This window comes from Pseudonocardia sp. GCM10023141, assembly GCF_042653605.1.
Window position 1 is genome coordinate 154,883 of record NZ_JBHSIR010000067.1, and the last position, 21,728, is coordinate 176,610.

General features: G+C 71.2%; 18 protein-coding genes and 2 tRNA genes. 6 read left to right on the top strand and 14 right to left on the bottom strand.

Annotation, left to right across the window (positions count from 1 at the left end; translation table 11 throughout):
* Positions 1–10: 10 nt before the first annotated feature.
* Together ACFPFQ_RS38535 and ACFPFQ_RS38540 are read right to left on the bottom strand one after the other, a co-directional pair.
* Positions 11–700, bottom strand: coding sequence for a response regulator (locus tag ACFPFQ_RS38535; protein ID WP_379627976.1), 690 nt, complete (start codon positions 698–700; stop codon positions 11–13).
* Positions 697–1,866 (bottom strand): sensor histidine kinase, encoded by a 1,170-nt coding sequence (locus tag ACFPFQ_RS38540; protein ID WP_379627978.1) that lies wholly within the window; start codon positions 1,864–1,866, stop codon positions 697–699. The genes ACFPFQ_RS38535 and ACFPFQ_RS38540 overlap by 4 nt, the downstream gene beginning before the upstream one ends.
* A 136-nt stretch (positions 1,867–2,002) precedes the next feature.
* On the opposite strand from ACFPFQ_RS38540, the gene ACFPFQ_RS38545 reads away from it, so the two are divergent.
* On the top strand, positions 2,003–2,230 hold the full coding sequence (locus ACFPFQ_RS38545; protein WP_379627980.1) for a hypothetical protein: 228 nt from the start codon (positions 2,003–2,005) through the stop codon (positions 2,228–2,230).
* Here ACFPFQ_RS38545 and ACFPFQ_RS38550 read toward each other — a convergent pair.
* The 5 genes from ACFPFQ_RS38550 to ACFPFQ_RS38570 form a co-directional block, all read right to left on the bottom strand.
* Positions 2,217–2,990, bottom strand: a complete 774-nt coding sequence (locus ACFPFQ_RS38550) for a putative protein N(5)-glutamine methyltransferase (RefSeq protein WP_379627982.1) — start codon at positions 2,988–2,990, stop codon at positions 2,217–2,219. The two genes, ACFPFQ_RS38545 and ACFPFQ_RS38550, sit on opposite strands and share 14 nt — an antisense overlap.
* A gap of 159 nt (positions 2,991–3,149) precedes the next feature.
* Positions 3,150–3,223: transfer RNA gene (locus ACFPFQ_RS38555), tRNA-Met, on the bottom strand.
* Positions 3,224–3,884: 661 nt separating this feature from the next.
* A tRNA-Met gene (locus ACFPFQ_RS38560) sits at positions 3,885–3,958 on the bottom strand.
* A gap of 271 nt (positions 3,959–4,229) precedes the next feature.
* Entirely contained in the window at positions 4,230–7,187 is a 2,958-nt protein-coding gene (locus ACFPFQ_RS38565; protein WP_379627984.1) for a UPF0182 family protein, read from the bottom strand.
* Between the two features lie 186 nt (positions 7,188–7,373).
* A complete protein-coding gene (locus tag ACFPFQ_RS38570) occupies positions 7,374–8,390 on the bottom strand; it encodes a PDZ domain-containing protein (protein ID WP_379627986.1) in 1,017 nt (338 codons plus the stop codon).
* 176 nt (positions 8,391–8,566) lie between these two features.
* Here ACFPFQ_RS38570 and ACFPFQ_RS38575 point away from each other — a divergent pair, with 176 nt between their 5' ends.
* Positions 8,567–10,036: a zinc-dependent metalloprotease gene (locus ACFPFQ_RS38575; protein WP_379627987.1), complete on the top strand. Its 1,470-nt coding sequence runs from the start codon at positions 8,567–8,569 to the stop codon at positions 10,034–10,036.
* A gap of 35 nt (positions 10,037–10,071) precedes the next feature.
* Here ACFPFQ_RS38575 and ACFPFQ_RS38580 read toward each other — a convergent pair whose 3' ends face one another.
* Positions 10,072–10,563 (bottom strand): M48 family metallopeptidase, encoded by a 492-nt coding sequence (locus tag ACFPFQ_RS38580; RefSeq protein WP_379627989.1) that lies wholly within the window; start codon positions 10,561–10,563, stop codon positions 10,072–10,074.
* A 223-nt stretch (positions 10,564–10,786) separates the two neighbouring features.
* Here ACFPFQ_RS38580 and ACFPFQ_RS38585 point away from each other — a divergent pair, with 223 nt between their 5' ends.
* Both ACFPFQ_RS38585 and ACFPFQ_RS38590 read left to right on the top strand, forming a co-directional pair.
* Entirely contained in the window at positions 10,787–11,770 is a 984-nt protein-coding gene (locus tag ACFPFQ_RS38585) for a hypothetical protein (RefSeq protein ID WP_379627991.1), read from the top strand.
* A gap of 186 nt (positions 11,771–11,956) precedes the next feature.
* Complete coding sequence (locus tag ACFPFQ_RS38590; protein ID WP_379627992.1) at positions 11,957–13,297, top strand: ABC1 kinase family protein; 1,341 nt, start codon at positions 11,957–11,959, stop codon at positions 13,295–13,297.
* Positions 13,298–13,774: 477 nt separating this feature from the next.
* On the opposite strand, the gene ACFPFQ_RS38595 is transcribed toward ACFPFQ_RS38590, so the two are convergent.
* A complete protein-coding gene (locus tag ACFPFQ_RS38595) occupies positions 13,775–14,128 on the bottom strand; it encodes a WhiB family transcriptional regulator (RefSeq protein ID WP_379627994.1) in 354 nt (117 codons plus the stop codon).
* A 412-nt stretch (positions 14,129–14,540) separates the two neighbouring features.
* Entirely contained in the window at positions 14,541–16,601 is a 2,061-nt protein-coding gene (locus ACFPFQ_RS38600) for an ATP-dependent DNA helicase UvrD2 (protein WP_379627996.1), read from the bottom strand.
* On the opposite strand from ACFPFQ_RS38600, the gene ACFPFQ_RS38605 reads away from it, so the two are divergent.
* Positions 16,596–16,904, top strand: a complete 309-nt coding sequence (locus tag ACFPFQ_RS38605) for a mycoredoxin (RefSeq protein WP_379627998.1) — start codon at positions 16,596–16,598, stop codon at positions 16,902–16,904. The genes ACFPFQ_RS38600 and ACFPFQ_RS38605 overlap by 6 nt on opposite strands.
* A 50-nt stretch (positions 16,905–16,954) precedes the next feature.
* Here ACFPFQ_RS38605 and ACFPFQ_RS38610 read toward each other — a convergent pair whose 3' ends face one another.
* Entirely contained in the window at positions 16,955–17,539 is a 585-nt protein-coding gene (locus tag ACFPFQ_RS38610) for a hypothetical protein (RefSeq protein WP_379628000.1), read from the bottom strand.
* A 54-nt stretch (positions 17,540–17,593) separates the two neighbouring features.
* Here ACFPFQ_RS38610 and ACFPFQ_RS38615 point away from each other — a divergent pair, with 54 nt between their 5' ends.
* Entirely contained in the window at positions 17,594–17,947 is a 354-nt protein-coding gene (locus ACFPFQ_RS38615) for a hypothetical protein (RefSeq protein ID WP_379628002.1), read from the top strand.
* Between the two features lie 50 nt (positions 17,948–17,997).
* Here the strand turns inward: ACFPFQ_RS38615 and nudC are convergent, their stop codons facing one another.
* Genes nudC through ACFPFQ_RS38630 form a run of 3 tightly spaced genes read right to left on the bottom strand, consistent with a single transcriptional unit; the run spans position 17,998 to position 21,544 of the window.
* The gene (gene nudC / locus ACFPFQ_RS38620) at positions 17,998–18,930 is read right to left on the bottom strand and encodes an NAD(+) diphosphatase (RefSeq protein ID WP_379628003.1); all 933 of its coding nucleotides are present in this window, start codon (positions 18,928–18,930) and stop codon (positions 17,998–18,000) included.
* Entirely contained in the window at positions 18,927–20,285 is a 1,359-nt protein-coding gene (locus ACFPFQ_RS38625; protein ID WP_379628005.1) for a M16 family metallopeptidase, read from the bottom strand. The genes nudC and ACFPFQ_RS38625 overlap by 4 nt, the downstream gene beginning before the upstream one ends.
* Positions 20,282–21,544 carry a M16 family metallopeptidase gene (locus ACFPFQ_RS38630; RefSeq protein ID WP_379628280.1) on the bottom strand — a complete coding sequence of 421 codons (1,263 nt, stop codon included), beginning with the start codon at positions 21,542–21,544 and terminating at the stop codon, positions 20,282–20,284. Before ACFPFQ_RS38630 ends, ACFPFQ_RS38625 begins: the two co-directional genes overlap by 4 nt.
* Positions 21,545–21,728 lie beyond the last annotated feature (184 nt).

A 21,728-nucleotide genomic window follows, 5' to 3' on the forward strand; every position in this document is an offset into this window, starting at 1 on the left:
TGCCGCCCGATCAATCCGTCGGGGCGACCAGCCCGGCGTCGTGCGCGAGCAGCGCCACCTGCACCCGGTTGTTGAGGTCGAGCTTGGTCAGGATGCTCGAGACGTGGGTCTTGATCGTCGGGACGCTCAGGTACAGCCTCGCCGCGATCTCGGCGTTGGACAGCCCGCGCCCCACCTCGACGGCGACGTCGCGCTCCCGGTCGTTGAGCAGCGCGAGCCGCCTGCCCGCCGCCGTCCTGCGCTGGTCCTGATCGGACTCCGCGACCCGCGCGATCAGCCTGCGCGTGACGGCGGGCGAGAGCACCTGCCGGCCCTGCGCCACCTGGCGTACGGCCTGCACGATCTCCGCGGGTGGGGTGTCCTTCAGGAGGAACCCGGCCGCGCCTGCCCGCAATGCGCGCAGGACGTACTTGTCGGCGTCGAAGGTGGTCAACACGATCACCTCGGGTGCGCCCGGACGGGCCCGCAGCGCCTCGGTGGCGGCCAGCCCGTCCAGAGCCGGCATCCGGATGTCCATGAGCACCACCGCGGGCCGCAGCTCCTCGACCATGGCCAGCGCCTGGGTGCCGTCGCTCGCCTCACCGAGCACCCGCAGGTCCGGCGCGCCGCCGAGCATCATCACCAGCCCGACGCGCACCAGCGGGTCGTCGTCGACGACGAGCACCCCGACCGGGGGCCACTCATGATCGTTGCTCGTCATGCCGGCCACGGTAGCCAGGCCCGCACGCGCCAGCCACCGGCCCCGGTGGGGCCGTGCTCGAGCCGGCCCCCGGCCAGGCCGACGCGCTCGGTGAGCCCGGCCAGCCCGTGCCCTGACGTCGCGGCGGGCACCGGCTCCGCCGTCGGTACCCCGTTCACGACCTCCACGGTGAGCCCCTCGGATGCCTTCCCCTCGACGCGGATGCCGACGTCGGCCCCCGGAGCGTGCTTGCGGGCGTTGGTGAGGCCCTCCTGCACGATCCGGTAGGCGGTACGGCCCGCTGTGACGGGCACCGCGCCGCCGCGGTCCTCGTGCAGCTCGACCGCCATCCCGGCCGCCACCGACTCCGCGACGAGCGCACCGATGTCGCCGACCGTCGGCTGCGGCAGCAGCTCCCCCACCGGGGCGCGCAGCACGCCGACCACCTCCCGCAGGTCCTGCAGGGCATCGTGGGCGCTCTCCCGGATGATCTCGGCGGCCCGCGCGATGTCAGCGGGCGGCGCGTCCGGCCGGTAGGCGAGCGCACCGGCGTGCACGCTCAGCAGCGAGAGCCGGTGCCCGAGGACGTCGTGGATCTCACGGGCGATCGCCTCCCGGACCTGGTGCTGGACCTGCTCGGCGCGCAGGTGGGCCTCCGTCTCGGCACGGGCGGCGCGGTCCTGCAGTGACAGCACCAGCTGCCGACGGTGGTGGACGGCCAGGCCCCACCCGACGAGGCCACCCTGGAGGAGCACGCTGATCGCCATCACCGTGGCGAAGGACGCCGTGGGGTCCGGACGCAGGGCAGCGAAGATCGCCGATGTGACCAGCCCGAGCACGAACAGGTACGCCGTGGAGCGCAGGGAGCGGTGCACCGCCACGGTGAACAGGGTGACGACAGCGGCCCCGCCCACCATGTCGGACACCGCCGACAGGCACGTCAGCACGAAACACAGCTGCACCGGCCACCGTCTGCGCAGCCAGATCGAGAGGCAGCTGAGCACCCCGAGGACCTGCTCGCCCGCGAACATCCACGTGGGCAGCGGTTCGACGGAGAGTCGGTCGTTGGTCATGTACACGGCGAGGCCGGCGGCGCAGAGGAACATCAGCGTGTCGACGATCCAGTCGCGCACGCTGCGCTGCACCGCAGGGGCGGTCCTCGGTTGCTCTGCGGTCAGCTCGTCCATCGCCCCGAAATCCTACGGTCGGGGCCGCGGCCTCGGGGCCGTCGCGATACCGATGCCGGCTACGTCGGTACTTTCGTCGGCGGCGCGGATCCCGGCGCCCGATCCGGGTGCGTCCCGGCGGACCTAGCGTCGACCCATGCGCACGATCCTGCAGCTACTCGGGCTGCTCCTGCTCGTCATGGGCATCAGCGGCACCGTCGACCGGCTCGTCCACCAGCCGGTGTTGGGCTTCCTCAACGCGATCAACCGGTACGTCATCCCGCAGGTCTCGGTGCTGACCGGGCGCGAGGTGTTCGCCAACCTGGTGGTCGCCGCGCTCGGTGCGGTGCTGTTGATCGCCACCGGGCGGGTCAGGACGCGGTGACGTCTCCGGCCGGGAGCGTGGCGATCAGGACAGTGGCGCCCAGCTCGTCGCAGGAGGCCACGCGGGCGAGCAGCCCGGCCCGGGTACAGGCCGCCACCGCAAGGGGCTCCTGGCGCTCGCTGGTCTCCACGAGCAGCGCCCCCGTGGGGGCCAGCCACCGCGGGGCGTCGACGAGCACGCGACGCAGGACGTCGAGCCCGTCGGTGCCGCCGTCGAGCGCGACGCGCGGCTCGTAGCTGCGTGCCTCGGCCGGGAGCAGCGCGATGTCGGAGGTCGGCACGTACGGGACGTTGCAGAGCAGCACGTCGACGCGGCCGCGCAGCCCGCTGGGCAGCGGTGTGAAGAGATCACCGAGGTGGACGTGCCCGCCGGCGGGTTCCACGTTGCGCCGTGCGCAGGCGACCTCGCGCGGGTCGATGTCGGCGGCGTGCAGCTCCGCGACGTCGGCGGCGGCGGCCAGCGCGACACCGAGCGCGCCGGAGCCGCAGCACAGGTCCACGACCACCGCCCGAGCCGGCGCGAGGCCGATCGCCTGCTCGACGAGGAACTCGGTGCGCCGCCGCGGCACGAAGACGCCGGCGTCGACGACGATCCGCAGGCCGCGGAACTCGGCCCAGCCCACGACCTGTTCGAGCGGCAGCCCCGTGACGCGCTGCTCGATCATCGCGTCGAGCCGGTCGGGGGTTGTCGCCTCGGCGATGAGCAGGTCGGCCTCGTCCTCGGCGAAGACGCAGCCGGCGGCGCGCAGGCGGGCGATCACGCGCGCACGGTCGTTGTTCGGGATCGGCACGGCGACGGTCAGTGGGCCAGGGCTGGCGGCATCGGTGGACTCTCCCAGATCACGCGGGCCGGCCGCGCCGCAATTCCACCGGAAATGCGGAACGGCCCCCAGATGATCCTGAGGGCCGTTCCGCGGTAGTAGCGGGGGTAGGATTCGAACCTACGACCTCTGGGTTATGAGCCCAGCGAGCTACCGAGCTGCTCCACCCCGCGCCGTTGTTGTGTTCAAACCATACAACGCGCCCCAGCACCCCCGCACACCGCCCCCCGGCAACCCCTGGACCTCGAAGAACGGCCCGGCCACCGGCCGACCCGGAGGGCAGCCCGATGCGCTGCGGCAGCCCGAGCCCGACGCATTCCGTAGCAACTCGCGGGGCACTTCGCCCCAATTCGCGGGGCGTCCTGTCCCCACTCGCGGTGCAGTCGATCCCAACTCGCGGGCCACTCCGTCGCAACTCGCGACCTTGGGCCGCAACTCGCGGGGCGTTCCATCCCAACTCGCGGGCCACTCCGTCGCAACTCGCGACCTTGGGCCGCAACTCGCGGGGCGTTCCATCCCAACTCGCGGGCCACTCCGTCGCAACTCGCGGGCCACTCCGTCGCAACTCGCGACCTTGGGCCGCAACTCGCGGGGCGTTCCATCCCAACTCGCGGGGCGGCCCTCCCCGGCGGACCCGATGGGCGAAGCCCGAGCCCCGCAGCGCCGATGGGCGAAGCCCGAGCCCCGCAGGTGAGGGGCGATGGCGAAGCCGAGCCCGAATGGGGGGTCCAGGGGGGCGGAGCCCGCCCTGGCCGGGGGTCTGGGGGGAGACCCCCAGGAAAAGCGAAGAGAGCCCGCATCCGCGCTTTCCGCGGACACGGGCTCCCGATCTCGTAGCGGGGGTAGGATTCGAACCTACGACCTCTGGGTTATGAGCCCAGCGAGCTACCGAGCTGCTCCACCCCGCGTTGCGAAATCGACAGTACACGTGGGGGACATGTGTTCGCCACGGGGGTGACGTGCCAGCGCCCGCCCACCGGATTCCGGTGGGCGGGCGCTGGTGTTCGTGCGGGTCTAGGCCGCGTTTACAAAGTCCTGATCGCGGCCTCCGCGCCCAGATCGTCCCTGGCTGCGTTGCCACCACGACCGGGTACACCAGGTACGACGGCTCGCGGCGGCGCCAGCTCAGGAAACAATCTGGATCACGAAGGCCATCGATCATCCCTTTGTAAACACGACCTAGCGCGGCGCGGCCGGTGTTGCCGGTGCTGCCGGGGTTGCTGCCTGGACGCTCTGGAACTTCTGGACGGCGGCGTCGAGCGCGGCGAGTGCCGTGCCCTGTCCGGCGAAGTCACCGCTGGCCTGTGCTGCCTTCAGGCTCGCCAGTGCCTTGCTGATGTCGGCTGCGGCGGCGGCGAGCTCGGGGCTCGACGTGCCGCCGGTCCCGGCGACCGGGGGCGGTGAGGTGCCGCCGGTGGTGGGTACGGGTGTGCCGGGGGTGCCGCCGACGACGTTGTCGCCCGCTCCCTTGCCGAACAGCTGCTCCAACGCCACTTGCAGGCTGGCGCCGTATCCGACCTTCTCGCCGTACATCAGCAGCACGCGCGCGAGTTGCGGATAGGACGATTCCTGCCCGGCTCTCTCGATGTAGACGGGTTCGACGTAGAGGATGCCGCCGAGCACGGGCAACGTCAGCAGGTTGCCGTACTCGACCGTGCTCTGCCCCGATCTGGACAGCAGCCCGATGTCCTGGCTGAGCGCCGGGGTGCCGACGAACGCGGTCTGGATCTGTTGTGGGCCTCTGGTCTGCGGATCCTGGGGCAACTGGAGCACGGTGATCTGGCCGTAGGTCGCCGGATCGGAGCTGGCCGAGACGTAGGCGGAGAGGATTTCTCTGCCTCTGAACACCAGCGCGCTCGTGAGTTGGAACGACGGCGTGTTGGGTGCTTCGGTCGAGCCGGCCAGGATGTAGTACGGCGGTTGCGGGGCTCCGGTGGAACCACCGCCTGCCACGGTCGGGTCGGACGGCACACCCCAGAACGAGACGTTGCCGTAGAACTCGATCGGGTTGTCCACGTGGTAGCGGGTGAGCAGCTCACGCTGGACCTTGAACTGGTCCTCCGGGTACCGGAAGTGGTCACGCAGGCTCGGCGAGATCGCCGAGGCCGGCTTGACGGTGCCGGGGAAGACCTTCTCCCACGTCTTCAGCACCGGGTCGGTCTCGTCGAACGCGTAGAGCGTGACGGTGCCGTCGTAGGCGTCGACCGTGGCCTTGACGGAGTTGCGCAGGTAGCTGATGTTGCGGTTGAGGTCCGGGCGCTGCTGCTGCAGCGGCTGCAGCGCGTCGGTGGTGGCCTGGCCGAGTGACATCTGCTGGGCGTACGGGTAGTTGGCCAGCGTGGTGTAGCCGTCGACGATCCACTGCAGGCGCCCGTCCACCACGGCGGGGTACGGGTCGGAGTCGGGCGTCAGCCACGGGGCCGCCTGCTGCACGCGGTCGCGCGGGTTGCGCACGTACATGATCTTGGAGTCGTCGTTGATGGACCCGTTGAACAGGATGTTGCGCTCGCCGTAGTAGAGCGAGAACACCAGCCGGTTGAGCAGGCTGCCCACCGGGACGCCGCCCTTGCCGGTGTAGCTGTTGCGCTGGGTGTCGGAGTCGTACTCCAGCGGCGCGACGCCGTCCTTGCCGCCGACGATCGAGTAGTCGGTGATCAGCTCGCCGTAGTACACGCGCGGATCCTTGATCCGCAGCGCCTCCGGCGTGGTCGGCGCCTCGTTGTTGGTGATGTCGACGCTGGTGAACTTCGGCAGCCCACCGGCCCCACCCGAGTCGTCGAGCGCCGCGTTGACCTGGTTGGCAGGAGCCACCACCAGCCCGTTGCCGTGGGTGTAGACGAGGTGCTTGTTGATCCAGTCGCTCTGGTTGCCCGCCAGGCTCGACGTGTTGAGCTCGCGAGCGGCGACGATGTAGTCCTGGGTCTTGCCGTTGACCGTGTAGCGGTCGATGTCCAGCTTGGACGGGAACCCGTAGAACGAGCGGCCCTGCCGCAGCTGGTTGAACGTGTCGGAGATCTTGGCGGGGTCGAGCAGCCGGATGTTCGGCACCGTGGCGGTGTCGGCCTTGACCTGCGCGACGGGCGGCAGGTCCGAGCTGCTCTTGTAGTCCTTCTCGATGACCTTGTCGGGCGTGAGCCCGTAGGCCTGGCGGGTGGCGTCGATGTTGCGCTGGATCGACGTGGCCTCCCGCTCGTTGGCGTTGGGCGCCACCACGAACTGCTGCAGCACGGCGGGCCACGCCGCGCCGACCAGCACGCTCGACAGCACCAGCAGCACCGTGGCGATGGCCGGGATCTGCAGGTTGCGGCGGAACACCGCGAAGAAGAAGGCTGCGGCGCAGATGATCGAGATCAGCAGCAGGATCAGCTTGGCCGGCATCACCGCGTTGAGGTCGGTGTAGGTGGCGCCGGTGAAGATGTTGCTGCGGTCGGAGAAGAGCAGCTCGTACCGGTCGAGCCAGTACGCGACGGCCTTGAGCAGCACGAACACGCCGGCGATGATCGCCAGCTGGGCCCTTGCCGCCGCGGAGACCTGCCCGGCCCTGCCGGACAGCCGGATGCCGCCGAAGATGTAGTGCGTGATCAGGGCCACGACGAAGCTGATCGCCACCGACACGAACAGCCAGTCGAGCAGGTACCGGTAGAAGGGGAGCTCGAAGGCGTAGAAGCTGACGTCGATGCCGAAGACGGGATCCTTGGTGCCGAACGGTGTGGAGTTCAGGAACATCTGCACCGTCTGCCAGTCACCCAGCGCGGCGAAGCCCGCGATGAGGCCGACCACGAGCGGGATGCCGATCCCGAACAGCCGCAGCCGCTGGATGATCACCGTGCGGTACCGGGCGATCGGATCCTCCGGCCCGGTGACGGGCACGAAGACCGGCCGCGACCGGTAGGCGATCCACAGCGACAGCGCCACGAGGCCACCGACCAGCAGGCCGCCGATGATGAACTCGACGATGCGGGTGAACAGTCTGGTGCTGAACACCTGCTGGAAACCGACCTCGGTGAACCACAGCCAGTCGATGTAGAGGTTGATCAGCCGGGAGCCACCGAGCAGCAGGAGTACCAGCACGCCCGCGACGATGAGGAGGATCCGGGTACGGCGGGACAGCGTCGGTGCTCCCACCGGGGGCCGCATGGCCACTGGGCACGCTCCAGAGATGTCGGGGTGTGGCGCCGATCGGGCCCGTCGGTGCAGTTCAGGTGGCAGTACTGCCGGTGGTTCGGGTGACGGGCACGCTCTGCTCACCCAACTCTACGGACGGGACGTAGGGTTCCCGTTCGGGCCCCGAATGTGCGTTTCGTCGGCTTTTTCCGGCAAAGATCAGCATGACGTGGTCGGCTTGCCCTCGCGCAGCGCCGTCAGCGCAGTCACGGCCTCCCCCAGCGTGCCCACCTTCACCAGCTGCAGGCCGTCGGGCGCGTTGGCCTTGGCCTCGTCGCAGTTCGCCGCCGGCACGAGGAACGTGGTGGCCCCGGCGCCGCGGGCGCCCAGCATCTTGTAGGGGATGCCGCCGATCGGGCCGACCTGCCCGTCCTGCGTGATCGTGCCCGTGCCGGCGACGAAGCGGCCGTCGGCGATGTTGTCGGGGGTGAGCTTGTCGATCACCGCGAGCGCGAACATCAGCCCGGCCGACGGACCGCCGATGTCGCCGAGGCTGATCGTGATGTCACCCGCCCGGGGCTCGATCCCCGGACGCACGCCGAGCATCCCCTGCGGACCGTACGGGCTGGTGGCGAGCACCACCTGCGCGTCGCGCTGCTCGGTGCCCCGCTTGTAGGTGATGGGAACGGTCTCCTGCGGCTTCGTGGACGCCAGCGCGTCGGTGACGGCGATCGGGGTGTCGACGGCCTTGCCCGACACCGAGACGATCTCGTCACCGACCTCGAGCAGGCCGGCCGCGGGCGAACCGGGAACCACCGAGCCCACGACCACGCGGGTTGGCAGGTGCAGCTGCGTCAGCGCCGCGACCTCGGCGTTGGCCTCCGAGGCGGTGAAGGCGTCGGCATTCTCCTGCTGGACCTCCGCGTCGGACTTCTGCGGCGGGTAGACGGAGTCGCGCGGCACGACACCGTGGTCACTGGCCATCCAGTAGCCGATCACGTTGAACAGCGTCAGGTCGGCGGTGACCGACACCGTCGTCATGTTCAGGTGCCCCGTGGTCGGGAAGGTGGGCAGGCCGTCGACCTTGACCACCGGGGTGTTCGCGACATCGCCCAGGGTGTCGTAGGTGGGCCCCGGGCCCAGCGCGACCATCGGCACCGGCACCGTCACGGCGAGGACGCACAGCGTCAGCGCGAGCAATCCTGGTGCAACGGAGGTCCACGTGCGACGGTTCACGATCACGAGCCTATGGGGATCGCCTGTGGATTCTTCGTACGGTCGGGTCTTACCGCTGACGGCGAACACCCGATCAGGCTCGTCACGCGTACCTTGGACGGCATGAGCGAGCGTGCGAGCGAATCTATGTCACAGCGCCTTCGCGCAGCGTCGGGCGAGCGCAGCGAGGCCGTGCGATGAGCGATGACCCGCCGTTCGGCTTCGGGCCCGCTGACCGTGACAAGAGTGGCGACGAGAACAAGGACAACAGTCCTGAGCGTCGCGACGGTGACGGTCCGGCGGATCCGTTCGGCTTCGGGAACCTGCCGGGCATGCCGCCCGGCGGCATCCCCGGGTTCCAGGGCTTCCCCGGCATGGGCGGCACCGAGGGCTTCGACGTGAGCCAGCTCGGCCAGATGCTCACGCAGCTCGGGCAGATGCTCAGCCAGACGCAGGCCTCCGGCAGCGGCCCGGTCAACTACGACCTCGCCGCGCAGCTGGCCCGCCAGCAGCTCGCCGCCACCACGTCGTCGCTCACGGGTGCGCAGCGCATGGCCGTCAGCGATGCGGTGAAGCTGGCCGAGCTGTGGCTCGACGCCGCCACCGACTTCCCCGCCGGCGCCACCGAGACCAAGGCATGGTCGGCGAGCGAGTGGGTCGACGCGAGCCTGCCCATGTGGAAGCGCCTGTGCGATCCGGTGGCGCAGCGCGTCGCCGGGGCCTGGGTGGAGGCGCTGCCCGAGGAGGCGCGCGCCGCTGCCGGGCCCATGATGGCGATGCTCGGCCAGATGGGCGGGCTCGCCTTCGGTAGCCAGCTCGGCAACGGACTGGCGCAGCTCGCGGCCGAGGTGCTCACCTCCACCGACATCGGCATCCCCGTCGGCCCCGACCGGGTCGCCGCGCTGCTGCCGGAGAACATCGAGAAGTTCACGAAGGACCTCGGCCGTCCGGCCAGCGAGGTCATGATCTTCCTGGCCGCCCGGGAGGCCGCCCACCAGCGGCTGTTCAGCCACGTCGGCTGGCTCAAGGAGCGCCTCGTCGGCGCCGTCGAGGAGTACGCGCGCGGCATCACCGTCGACAGCTCGCGCCTCGAGGAGCTCGCGCAGGGCCTCGACCCGTCCAACCCGGGCGCGATCGAGGAGGCCATGCAGTCGGGCATGTTCTCCCCGGAGACCACCCCGGAGCAGAAGGCCGCACTCGCCCGCCTCGAGACGCTGCTCGCGCTGATCGAGGGCTGGGTCGACGCCGTCGTCGCCGAGGCCGTCGGCGAGCGCCTGCCCGGTGCCGACGCGTTGCGCGAGACGCTGCGCAGGCGGCGGGCGTCCGGCGGTCCGGCCGAGCAGACGTTCGCCACCGTCGTCGGGCTGGAGCTGCGGCCGCGGCGGCTGCGTGCCGCCGCCGAACTGTGGAAGCTGCTCGGCGAGCAGCGCGGCACCGCGGGCCGCGACGCGCTGTGGGCCCACCCCGACCTCATCCCGTCGGCCGACGACCTCGACGACCCCGCCGGCTTCGTCGGGCGTGAGGAGATCGGCGACCCGATCGCGGAGCTGGAGAAGCTCGCGAACCAGCCGGGCGCCGACGACGGCAGCACCCCGAAGCCGTCGACCGACGAGAAGGACACGCCGCAGGACGACGACGGCAAGGACGGCGGCACCCCCACCACCTGAGGCCGAGGTCGCCGTCCAGGCACGGCCGGGCGATCTCAGGCGGTTTCGGCTGCGTCCTCGGCGGTGTCGTCATCGGCCGCCTCGGGGGCCGGTTCGTCGCCGTCGATGCCGAGCAGGCCCAGCCCGGCAGCCGCGGAGAGCCCTTCGAGGTAGCCCATCGCGCGCTCGGCGCGCGGGTAGCGGTGCACCCAGGCCCAGAACGCCGCGTCGTGGCCCGGTTCGAGCAGGTGGGTGAGCTCGTGGATGAGGACGTAGTCGACCACCCAGCTCGGGGTGTCGCGCAGGCGCTCGCTGATCCGGATGGTGCCATCGGCCGGCGTGCACGACGCCCACCGCGTGCGCATGGGCGGCACCCAGCGCACGGTGGTGGGCTCGGCTCGACCCTCCAGGAACCGTCGCGACAGCTCCAGGCTGCGGCGCCGGAGCTCGTCGTCGCCCTTGCGAGCGGGTGAGCGGCGGCGGGCCTCGCTGCGTTCGAGCCTGCGCACCATCTCGTCGACCCAGCGACGTTCCTCGGAATCGCTCATCCATCCCGGGATGAAGACGATCACCGTGTCGCCCTCGCGCCGGGCACTGACCATTCGCCGGCGGCGATCACTTCGTCTGACTTCGACGACCGCGGGGTGCGCCATCTGCTCACCTTATGCCCCGAGCCCGCTCCACGGGGCACCATCCAGGTTGTCCACAGGAACGACCGAAGCCTGTGGACAAGCTGTGTGGACGAGGGCGGCGGCCGGGCACCATCGCGTGATGACGACCGAACCGCTCGACCGGCCGCTGCCGGCGCTGCTCCGCCTCCCACCGCACCGATCCGTGCTGCCGTCGGGCCCCGGTGAGCGAATGCTCGGGCTCGATCCCGACACGGCACTCGTCGTCGGGGATCTGTCACCGCCGCTGGCCGCCATGCTCGACGACCTCGGCGGCCCGGTCCGCACCGACCAGCTGGTGGCGGGGGCGGTCGCCCGGGGCGCCGAGGCGGCGGCGGCCGATGACCTGCTCCACGACCTCGTCGACGCGGGCGCCTTGATCGACGCCACCACCGTCGACCGCATCGCGCTCCATCGACGGCGCAGCTCCGCGGTCGTGGTCGGATCGGGTCCGCTCGCCGTCGGGATCGTGATCGGGTTGCTCCGCTCGCAGATCGGCGCGGTGCACACCGTGATCGACGGCACGGTGCGGGTGGGTGATCTCGGCACCGGCCTGCACGACGCCGACGTCGGATCGCCCCGGCTCGCCGCGATACGGGCCGCCGTCACCCGGCTCGTGCCCAGCTCCCGCACCGGTCCGCCACCGCGGCGGCTCGTCCCGGATCTCGTCGTGCTGGCTGACGAGACACCCGATCCGGCCCGGCTGTTCGGGCTGATGTCGGATGGCACCGCACACGTCGTCGCCCGGCTTCGCGATGGTGTCGGGATCGTCGGACCGCTGGTGCTGCCCGGCCGTTCGGCCTGCCTGCGGTGCCTGGAGCTGCACCGCACGGCCCGTGACGAGAGCTGGCCCGCTGTCGCAGCGCAGCTCATCGGCCGCCGGGGAACCGCCGACCAGGCCTGCATCGCCGCCACCGCTGCGCTGGCCACGGCACAGTCCATCGCTGCGCTCGACGGCGCCGCAGGTGCCGGTCCGGCCCCACCGATACTCGACGCCACCCTCGAACTCGACGCCACCGCCGCGAAGCTGGTGCGCCGGCACTGGCCTGCGGTGCCCGGCTGTCCGTGCCGGGCAGCCACACGATGACGTCCAGGCACACGATGGCGTCCAGCCACGTGATGACGTCCAGCCACGTGATGACGTCCAGGAGTGTTCAGATCCGACTCGGTGGGATGCGCCACGGGGTAGTCACGAGCGCGGAGCGGCACCAAGGGGACACAATTACGGGGTGAACGAGCTTGCGGAACTGCCACGTGCCATCGGGGACACGTCGTGACCGATATCCCGCGCCGTACCGCGGCACGCACAGCGAAGCTCGCCAGCCTCCCGTTGGGTGTGGCCGGCCGAGCTGCGGCGGGCTGGGGCCGCAAGCTGGTGGGCGGTGATCGCGACGAGATCTCCGCCCAGCTCATGGCCAAGAGCGCCGAGCAGCTGTTCGCGGTGCTCGGGGAGCTCAAGGGTGGGGCCATGAAGTTCGGCCAGGCCCTTTCGGTGTTCGAGGCCGCCATCCCCGACGAGTTCGCGGCACCGTTTCGCGAGTCACTGGTCAAGTTGCAGTCCGCGGCACCCCCCATGCCGACCGCCGAGACGCACCGCATGCTTGCCGAGCAGTTCGGCCGCGGCTGGCGTTCCCGGTTCCTCGAGTTCGACGAGGTGCCCGCCGCCGCGGCGAGCATCGGTCAGGTCCACCGTGCGGTGTGGCGCGACGGGCGCGAGGTGGCGGTCAAGGTCCAGTACCCCGGTGCCGAGGAAGCGCTGCGCTCCGACCTGCGCCAGCTCTCGAGGATGAGCAGGCTGATCCAGCCGCTCGTGCCGGGGCTGGAGATCAAGCCACTGATCAACGAGCTGCGCGAGCGCATGGAAGAGGAGCTCGACTACCGCGACGAGGCCGACAACCAGCGCGCGTTCGCTGCCGCGTTCGCCGACGACGAGAAGGTCAGGGTTCCGAGCGTCGTGGCGTCGGCGCCGCGGGCGATGGTCACCGAGTGGGTCACCGGGCGCAAGCTGTCCGACGTCATCCGCGACGGCACGCAGGCCGAGCGCGACGCCGCCGCGGCGCTGCTCGCCGAGTTCCACTACTCCGCACCCGCCCGGGTCGGGCTGCTGCACGCCGATCCGCACCCCGGCAACTTCCAGGTCCTGCCCGACGGGCGGCTGATGGTCATCGACTTCGGCGCTGTCGCGCGCCTCCCGGACGGGCTGCCGCGGCCACTGTCGATCATGACGGGGCTCGCGCTCGCCGACCGTCCCGACGACCTGATCCGGCTGATGCGGTCCGAGGGCTTCGTCCTGCAGCAGTCGGAGATGACCGGCGAGGACGCGCTGGCGTACCTGGCGCCGTTCACCGAACCGCTGCGCTCGGAGACGTTCCGGTTCAACCGGCGCTGGCTGCAGCGCCAGGCCGAGCGCGTCGGCGATCTGCGCAGCCCGCAGTTCCACACCGGTCGCGAGCTCAACCTGCCCCCGCAGTACCTGCTGGTGCACCGCGTCACGATGGGCACACTCGGCGTGCTGTGCCAGCTCGACGCCGACGTCTCGCTGCGCGGGATCGTGCGCCACTGGCAGCCCTGGGTCTTCGACCCTGACGACGACGCGGCCGACCGGCGCAACTGAGCGGCACCCTCAGTAACACCAAACGGCACTCCCGCCGATGGCGGGAGTGCCGTTCGTTCGGGCGGACGCCGACGGCGCCCCCGGGCCGTGGAGAAACACCCGGGGACGCCGCCGCGCCGGGGCGGCGCACTCAGACGGCGCCGCGCCTTCGCACCTACCGGCGATCCGTTACCAGGAAACCGCGGAAGGTGGGGCCGAGGCGGCGATCGCGCGTGCACGGTCGGCGCGCCGGGCGGCGAACCCGGCGAGCATCGCCCAGCCACGGCCTGCGGTCAGGCTGCGGGCTCGGGCGTGCTCCCGGGCTACTTGTTCAGCTTCTCTCTGTCGAGATCTTGCCAGGGCTTCATGGAGCAACATTGCGTTTCCTTCGCGGTGGCGGACGAGCGGAGTGGGTGCGGCGGCAAGGCTGGGGATGAACATCGGCTCATTCACAGAAATCGGTCTCCTCGAAGTTGTCTGGTCGGTGGGATCGAACGATCAGGCGGACACGATCGCGGCGAACGCCCGGTCACGGGCGAGATCTGCCTTGCTCGGCCGGCCACGAGGCCTCTTGCGCGGGATCACGGCCCCACGCTCGAAGATCTCGCCGCCCCAGACGCCCCACGGCTCCTCCCGGCGCACCGCGCCGGCCAGGCACTCGGCCTGGATAGGACAGGAACCGCACAGCGACTTGGCCCGCTCCAGCTCCTGGGGAGCCTCGGCGAACCACAGGTCGGCGTCGCCGGAACGACACGGCAGGTCCAGGCCGGCGCGGGGTGCCGCGTCGAGCAGGGACCCCAGTCCGGCGCTGTCGCTGCCGAACTGTTCTGGACTGATCGCTCCGCCGTCCAACGGAACTGATCGGACTAGCACTTCTACCTCCTGGGTGATCAGGCAGGACAAACAAAAAAGGCCGCGAATCCCGGTTAGGGGTCCGCGGCCTTGGTTCTGGCGCCGGTGGCGTGTCGCCTATAAAAGGCGACACTCTTCGGCTGCGGACACACTTGTGCTGTTATCGGTGACCAGGAAACCGCCGAGGATGACCTCGGACGGTCGCCATGCATGCGCGTACATCCCCACGACAGAGATCACTCGCGTGCGGGTGCCCGTGGGCACTTCGGCGGAGTTCGACTTCGTGATCACTTTGAGCACCCCCTTCGAGGGTCTCGGCGCGGTGGAGACGGGCCTGGTGAGTCCGTCCGGACTCACGCTATGCACACCGTGGCGGCTGCACAACCTATTTAAGCGGTACTTCTCTGATCAATCACTCTGCGTCGTCGGAGACGAGCGCGAGGACGTCTGGACCATACCTGTCGAGCTTGCGCGCGCCAATACCCGGAATGGTCACGAGAGCTGCACGATCGACGGGCCGGTGCTCGGCGATGGCCGTGAGTGTGGAGTCGGTGAACACCACGTAGGTGGGCACCTGCTGCTGTTTGGCCACGCCAGCACGCCACTCACGCAGCCGGTCGAGCAGCTCGACGTCCACATCGGACGGACAATCGCCGCACCGTCGCAGCTTCATGGCATCGGTGCCGACCAGGGGCGAACCGCAGACCCGGCAGCGCGGCTTCACGGCATTGCGCCCGGCATCGCCGGCAATGCGTGACGCTGGGTGACGCTCCGGGATCAACCCGTACAGGAATCGGCTGCGCCGCCTGCGGCGGGCGCCGCCCGGCTGCCTGCTCAGCGCCCACGACAGCTGCACCCGGCGGCGGGCCCGCGTGACGCCGACGTAGAGCAGCCGGCGCTCCTCCTCGATGGCGAGCTCGTCGCCGTCGGCGTGCTGGATGGGCAGCGTGCCGTCGACGAGCCCGACGAGGAACACCGCATCCCACTCCAGCCCCTTCGCCGCGTGCAGCGATGCGAGCGTGACGCCCTGGACCGTGGGTGGGTGGGCGGCGTCGGCGCGCGCGTCGAGCTCGGCGGCGAAGCGGGGCAGGTCGGCCGCCGGCTCGACGGCGAGGAGCTCCTCGGCCAGTTCGACGATCGCCAGCAGCGACTCCCACTGGGTGCGCTGGGTGGCGCCGCCGGGCGGATCCGGGGTGAGACCGATCGGGGCCAGCACCATGCGCACGGCGTCGACGAGTGGGGCGGCAGCGGTGCCCGCCGCCCGGATCGCGATCATGGCCCGGCGCACCTCGGGCCGCTGGAAGAACCGCTCGCCGCCCCGCACCTGGTACGGGATGCCCGCGTCGGTGAGCGCCTGCTCGTAGGCCTCGGACTGCGCGTTGATCCGGAACAGCACCGCGATCTCGCTGGCCGGCGTGCCGTCGGCGATCAGCCTGCGGATCCGCGCCGCGACGTCGACGGCCTCGGCCACCTCGTCGTCGTGCTCGGTGAAATCGGGCTCGGGGCCGGGCTCGAGCTGCCCGATGAGCTGCAGGCGGCTGCCGGCGACCCGCCCGCGAGCGGCGCCGATGAGCGTGTTGGCGGTGGCCACCACCTGCGGGGTGGAGCGGTAGTCGCGCTGCAGCCGCACCACCACGGCCTCGGGATAGCGGCGCGGGAACTCCAGCAGGTGCTTGGGCGTGGCGCCGGCGAACGTGTAGATCGTCTGGTTGGCGTCGCCGACCACGGTGAGATCGTCGCGACCGCCGAGCCAGGCGTCGAGCACGCGCTGTTGCAGCGGCGTGACGTCCTGGTACTCGTCGACGACGAAGCAGCGGTAGCGGTCGCGGAACTCCTCGGCAACGGCGCCGTGCTCCTCCAGCGCACCCGCGGTGTGCAGCAGCAGGTCGTCGAAGTCGAGCATCTCGGCGCGGTTCTTGAGCGCCTCGTAACCGGCGTAGACGGCGGCCACCTGCTCCGCGGGGCCCGGGGTGTCGCGGCGCAGCTTCGCGACGGCCACCGGGTACTGATCGGGGGTGATGAGCGTGGCCTTGGCCCACTCGATCTCCCCGGCGAAGTCGCGCAGTGACGCGGCGTCGGTGCCCAGCTTGAGCCGCGAGGCGGCCTGCCCGACGATGCGCAGCTTGCCGTCGATCAGCTGCCACTGGGGACCGCCGACGACCCGCGGCCAGAAGTACCGCAGCTGCCGCAGCGCCGCTGCGTGGAAGGTGCGCGCCTGCACCCCGCCGACGCCCAGCGCGCGCAGCCGGGTGCGCATCTCCCCCGCGGCCCGTGCCGTGAACGTGACGGCCAGCACCTGCCCCGGCGCGACGTGCCCGGTGCGCACGAGGTGACCGATGCGCCGGGTGATGGTGCGCGTCTTGCCGGTGCCGGCGCCTGCCAGCACGCAGACCGGGCCCCGCGGGGCCATCACGGCGGCGAGCTGCTCCTCGTCGAGGCCGGACTCCGGGGCTTCGATCGTCGGCGCGTGCACCGCCTCATCCTGACACCCCGGACCGACGGGAAGAGCGACGCCATCCCGGTGGTTGAGGCGTGCATGGCACAGGTGACGATGTACTCGACGACGTGGTGCGGCTACTGCCGCAGGCTCAAGCTGCAGATGGACCAGGCCGGCATCAGCTACCGCGAGATCGACATCGAGCGCGATCCGAACGCGGCGAAGTTCGTCGAGAGCGTCAACGGCGGCAACCAGACGGTGCCGGTGGTGCTGTTCCCCGACGAGTCGACGGCCACCAACCCGAGCCTCCGTGAGGTGCAGGCGAAGCTCGCCGCCTGACGCACACCATGAGGGGGTAGCGCACACCGTCAACAGTGTGCGCGACCCCCTCATGATGTGCGTGAGCGGAAACGCTCACGCAACCTCGCGGCGACCGGTGCGAAGTCCGCCAGGTCGTCCCAGATCCAGCGGACCATTCCGAGGTCGGTTGCCCGGATCTCGTCCTCGCGCACCTTCTCCCGAAAGACCGCATCGCCGGGTTCCTCACCGGGGCGCAACAACCTGCCGTACTTGATCTGCCCGTCGAACTCGCCGACGGTCCGAAACTCCGGCCAGCCGAAATCGACCCAGTGCGAGACACCCTGTTGATCTCGCACCTCCCACTGCAGCACAGGCGGGGGCAGGCCGGCCTTGTTGATCGCGACACGGCTGCGGGACTCACCGACGCTCTCGGCGCCCGCGTCCGCGAAGGCGAGTGCTCGCCGGGCGGCCGGGGCACCGGGCCAGCCGACCACGGCGTGCAGCGCCACGTCGAGTGCAGCGCGGTCGACCTTCCCGGTGGCGAGTGCCGCGTCCGCCGTGACCACCGCCTGCTCGAACGGCACCGTCCGCGCGACGTCCACCACCGTCCGCCCGGCCGAGGTGACCCACAGCCCGCCCCGCTGCACGACCTCGTCGGCCTGCAACGTCGCCACGTGCACATGAACCTCACGGCCCCGACGGCCGCCGTATCCGCGCGACCGTGTGACATGAACGCGACGCAGCGGCAGTCCCCAGTCGGGCAGGCCGTGCAGGAGGGCCGCGGAGGCATGGCTGAACACCGCCTCCGGACCGAGCATTTCCGCGGCCGCGAAGACCCGGAGGAGATGGCGGTCGGCGAGACGATCCGGCGGTGGACCCGCGAGGTAGGCGCCCCGCCGAATCGGCGACAACCGCCGCTCGCGCAGCATGCCTTTCACTTCATCGTCGGAGTACCCGGCGGCCAGGAGCCATGGCCGGAGCGTGAGCGGCGGAGTTTCCACGACAAAAGCGTCCAAGGCGAAGGCGACCGCAGCAATCGCATGATCGACATCCTGTGGATAACCCACTCACGCATAGCGTGAGGGGCTGACGCACACCGTCAACGATGTGCGTCAGGCCCTCACGGTGTGCGTCAGCTGAGGGCGGCCCAGCTGTCGAGCATCGAGCGCGCGATGCTCACCGGGCCGGGTAGCAGGAGCGGGAGTGCCTCGTCGCGCTCGCTCCAGTCGCCTGCCGCGAGTGCCGCCCGCAGCTCCGCGCGCGTCACCCACATCGCTTCCTCGATCTCGCCGTCGGCCGGGACGAGTGATTCCGCCGGGTCGGCCTGCGCGTGGAACCCGACCATCAGCGACCGCGGGAACGGCCAGGCCTGGCTGCCGAGGTAGCCGATGTCGGTGACCCGGACGCCGACCTCCTCGTGGATCTCGCGCGCCACGCACGCCTCGAGCGACTCCCCCGCCTCGACGAAGCCGGCGAGCACCGAGAAGCGCCGCGCGGGCCAGATCGGCTGGCGGGCGAGCAGGACGCGGTCGGCGCCGTCGTGCACCAGGCAGATGACGGCCGGGTCGGTGCGCGGGTAGTCCTCGTGCCCGGACGCCTCGCAGACCCGGTGCCAGCCGGCGTTGGCCGGATGCGTCGGCGAGCCGTCACGCCCGCAGAACTGCGCGGCGTCGTGCCAGTTCAGCACGGCGACGGCGCCGGTGAACAGCCCCGCACCGAGGTCGTCGAGCACCGCGCCGGTGGTGCGCAGGTCCTCCCACTCCGACGGGTCGTCGCCGCCGACGAGGTCGACCTCACCGCGCACCGCCCAGTAGGCGACGCCGTCGGTCTCGCCGAGCAGCACCGCATCGGTGGGCGGCGCCTCGCCGCTGCTGGGCCGGGTGCGCAGGTGCGCGACCCCGTCGTCGGACCACGACACGGGCGTGCGCCCCTTGTCGTCGACCACCACGAGCTGCGCCGAGGGCCAGCACTTGAGCTGGCGCTCGGCATCGACGCGGATCATCTCGTCACGCAGCACCGCGGTGCGCGAGAGCACTGGCGGCTTGACCAGGTGGAATGACGTCACGACGCGCTGATCCCGCCGAGAGCCCGCAGTCCCGCGCCGATCACGTCGGCGTCGCCGACGACGACGCCGGTGAACGCGCTCGGTGCGAAGAACAGCAGCGCCGCGGCCGCCACCTGCTCGACCGTGACGGCCTCGAGCCGCGCCGGGTGCGCGCGCAGCCAGTCGATGCCGAGCCCGTCGGCGGCCAGTGCGGTGATGGTGGACGCCAGCCCGCCCTGGTTGTCGAGCGAGATCAGTAGCGAGCCGACGGCGTACGAGCGCGCCGCGTCGACCTCGGCCGCGGTCGGTGGCACCGCCGTGAGCCGCCCGAGCTCGTAGCGGGTCTCCAGCAGCGCCGCCGCGGTGACGTCGCTGGCGACATCGGTGTCGACGCCCAGCACCGCGCCGCCCGGGATGAACTCGGTGCCCGAGTGGGCGCCGTAGGTGTAGCCCTTGTCCTCGCGGATGTTCTCCATCCAGCGGGAGGAGAAGTAGCCGCCGAAGACGAGGTTGGCCAGCTGCAGAGCCGCGTACTGGGGATCCTGGCGGCGCAGCGCCGGTGCCGACAGGCGCAGCTGCGACTGCACCGATCCCGGCCGGTGCACCAGCGTCAGGTCACCCGCGACCGGCGCGGGCGGTGCCGACAGCTCCTGGGCGACCGCGTCGGACGTCCAGGCCGCCAGCTGCTTCTCGACCTGCTCGATGGCGGCGACGGGGTCGATGTCGCCCACGAGCGTGAGGATCGAACCGCGCGGCACCAGCGCCGCGGCCTGCAGCGCGCGCACCTGCTCGGCGGTGACGGCGGCGACCTCGGCCTCCGTCGGCATCTCCCGCGTGATCGGGTGATCACCGAAGCGCTTGCGCTGCAACGCCTCGCGGGCCACCGTGCGCGGCTGCGACCGGGCCACGGTGATCCGCTCGACGAGCCGCTCGCGCTCGCGGGCCACCTCGGCGTCGGGGTGCGTGGCCGCCACGAGCACGTCGGCGAGCACCTCGAGAACGACGCCCAGCCCTTCGGCCAGTCCCGAGCCGCTGACGACGAGGCGCTCCGGGTCGACGCTCACGCCGAGATCGGCGCCGACGGCGGCGAGCTCGTCATCGATCGCGACGCGGTCGCGGGTGGGCGTGCCGGTGAGCAGCGTGGCCGAGAGCAGCTCCGCGACGGCCGGGTGCTCCGGTGCGTCGCCCGCGAACGGGACGCGCAGCCGCAGCTCCACCATCGGGACGACGGCGCGGCGGGCGGCGAGCACCCGCAGACCGCTGGCCAGCGTGCGGTCCTCGACGTCGGGCAGCGGCACGGCCCGGGTGGGGCCGAGCTCCGGCAGCGGACGCGGACCGGTCTCGGTGCGGCCGATCTCGTCGGCTGTGCGGGTCATTCCGTGCCTTCCTCGTCCGGGCCCTGCTTCGAACTCGGCTCGACCAGCAGCACGCCCCGCCCCGCGGACCGCAGCGCCGCGGCGGCGGCACGCACCTGCTGCGGGGTGACGGCGGCGAGCCGGTCGGGCAGCTCGACGGCGATCTCCGCGCGGCCGTAGAGCAGCTCGCGGGCGCCGAGTCCGAGCATGCGGTGCATGACGCGGTCGTTCTCCTGGTGCAGCCCGGCCGACCAGCGCGCCACCTGGCGCTCCAGCTCGTCGGGGCTGGGGCCCTCGGCGGCGAGCTTGTCGAGCTCCTCGTCGACGGCGGCGAGAACGCGGTCCGGATCGACCGAACCCGGGTGCACCGCGGTGATCGTGAACGTGTCGGGATCGCGGGCGTCGAGCGAGCCCATCAGGCCGGCCCCCGCCGAGATGTCGGTGACGAGCCCGTCGGCGTGCACGAGCCTGCGCTGCAGCCGGGCCGCCTCGCCGTCGCCGAGCACGGAGCCCAGCAGCGCGTGGCCGAGGTAGGCGTCGAGGTCGGCGGCGGGATCGGGCAGCCGGTAGCCGATGGCGAGCGCGGGCAGCGGGGCATGGGCATCGGTGACCGACTGGCGCCGCTCGGCGCCGGGCACGGGCTCGAAGAACGACGGCCGCGTCGGGGTGGCCCGGGCCGGGATGTCCCCGAAGTGCTTCTCGACCAGCCGCATCGTCTCGTCGACGTCGAGGTAGCCGGCCACAGTGACCTGGGAGTTGCCCGGTGCGTAGTAGGTGTCGAAGAACGCCGCGGCGTCCTCGAGCGAGGCCTGCTCCAGCTCGGAGAAGTCGCCGTAGCCGTTGTGGGCGTTGGGGAACGTGTCGTAGAGGACCGGCGGCAGCAGGATCCAGGGGAACCCGCCGTAGGGCCGGTTCAGCACGTTGAGCCGGATCTCCTCCTTGACGACGTCGACCTGGTTGCGCAGGTTCTCGACGGTCAGCTTGGGAGCCCGCAGCCGGTCGGCCTCCAGGAAGAGCGCGCGCTCGAGCGCGGCGGCCGGGAGCACCTCGAAGTAGTCGGTGTAGTCCTGGTGGGTGGAGCCGTTGAAGACCCCGCCGGAGCCCTGGACGTGGCGGAAGTGCGCCAGCTTCTCGAGGCTCTCGCTGCCCTGGAACATCAGGTGCTCGAACAGGTGCGCGAAACCGGTGCGGCCCTCGGGCTCGGAACGGAACCCGACGTCGACGTGCACCGCGACGCCGACGACGGGGGTAGCGGGATCGGGGACGATCAGGACGCGCATCCCGTTGGGGAGGGTCGCCCGATGCAGTTCGACTGGCACGGAACCGAATCTAGTCCGCGGTGGACGGTGCGCGCTCGTGCGGACCGGGCCCTGAGGCGCCCGTGTGAGGATCGGAGCATCGCGGAATACGGCACCTCGGGATCGCAGCATGGTGGCCATCCTGCGATCTGACGCTGGGATGGCC

What these genes read in the sequence shown, in the direction of transcription:
- ACFPFQ_RS38545 (WP_379627980.1), top strand. Translation starts at nt 2,003, where the DNA reads ATGCGCACGATCCTGCAGCTACTCGGGCTGCTCCTGCTCGTCATGGGC.
- ACFPFQ_RS38580 (WP_379627989.1), bottom strand. Translation starts at nt 10,563, where the DNA reads ATGAGCGATTCCGAGGAACGTCGCTGGGTCGACGAGATGGTGCGCAGG.
- ACFPFQ_RS38615 (WP_379628002.1), top strand. Translation starts at nt 17,594, where the DNA reads ATGAACGCGACGCAGCGGCAGTCCCCAGTCGGGCAGGCCGTGCAGGAG.
- ACFPFQ_RS38625 (WP_379628005.1), bottom strand. Translation starts at nt 20,285, where the DNA reads ATGACCCGCACAGCCGACGAGATCGGCCGCACCGAGACCGGTCCGCGT.
- ACFPFQ_RS38585 (WP_379627991.1), top strand. Translation starts at nt 10,787, where the DNA reads ATGACGACCGAACCGCTCGACCGGCCGCTGCCGGCGCTGCTCCGCCTC.
- ACFPFQ_RS38630 (WP_379628280.1), bottom strand. Translation starts at nt 21,544, where the DNA reads ATGCGCGTCCTGATCGTCCCCGATCCCGCTACCCCCGTCGTCGGCGTC.
- ACFPFQ_RS38565 (WP_379627984.1), bottom strand. Translation starts at nt 7,187, where the DNA reads ATGCGGCCCCCGGTGGGAGCACCGACGCTGTCCCGCCGTACCCGGATC.
- ACFPFQ_RS38540 (WP_379627978.1), bottom strand. Translation starts at nt 1,866, where the DNA reads ATGGACGAGCTGACCGCAGAGCAACCGAGGACCGCCCCTGCGGTGCAG.
- ACFPFQ_RS38575 (WP_379627987.1), top strand. Translation starts at nt 8,567, where the DNA reads ATGAGCGATGACCCGCCGTTCGGCTTCGGGCCCGCTGACCGTGACAAG.
- ACFPFQ_RS38535 (WP_379627976.1), bottom strand. Translation starts at nt 700, where the DNA reads ATGACGAGCAACGATCATGAGTGGCCCCCGGTCGGGGTGCTCGTCGTC.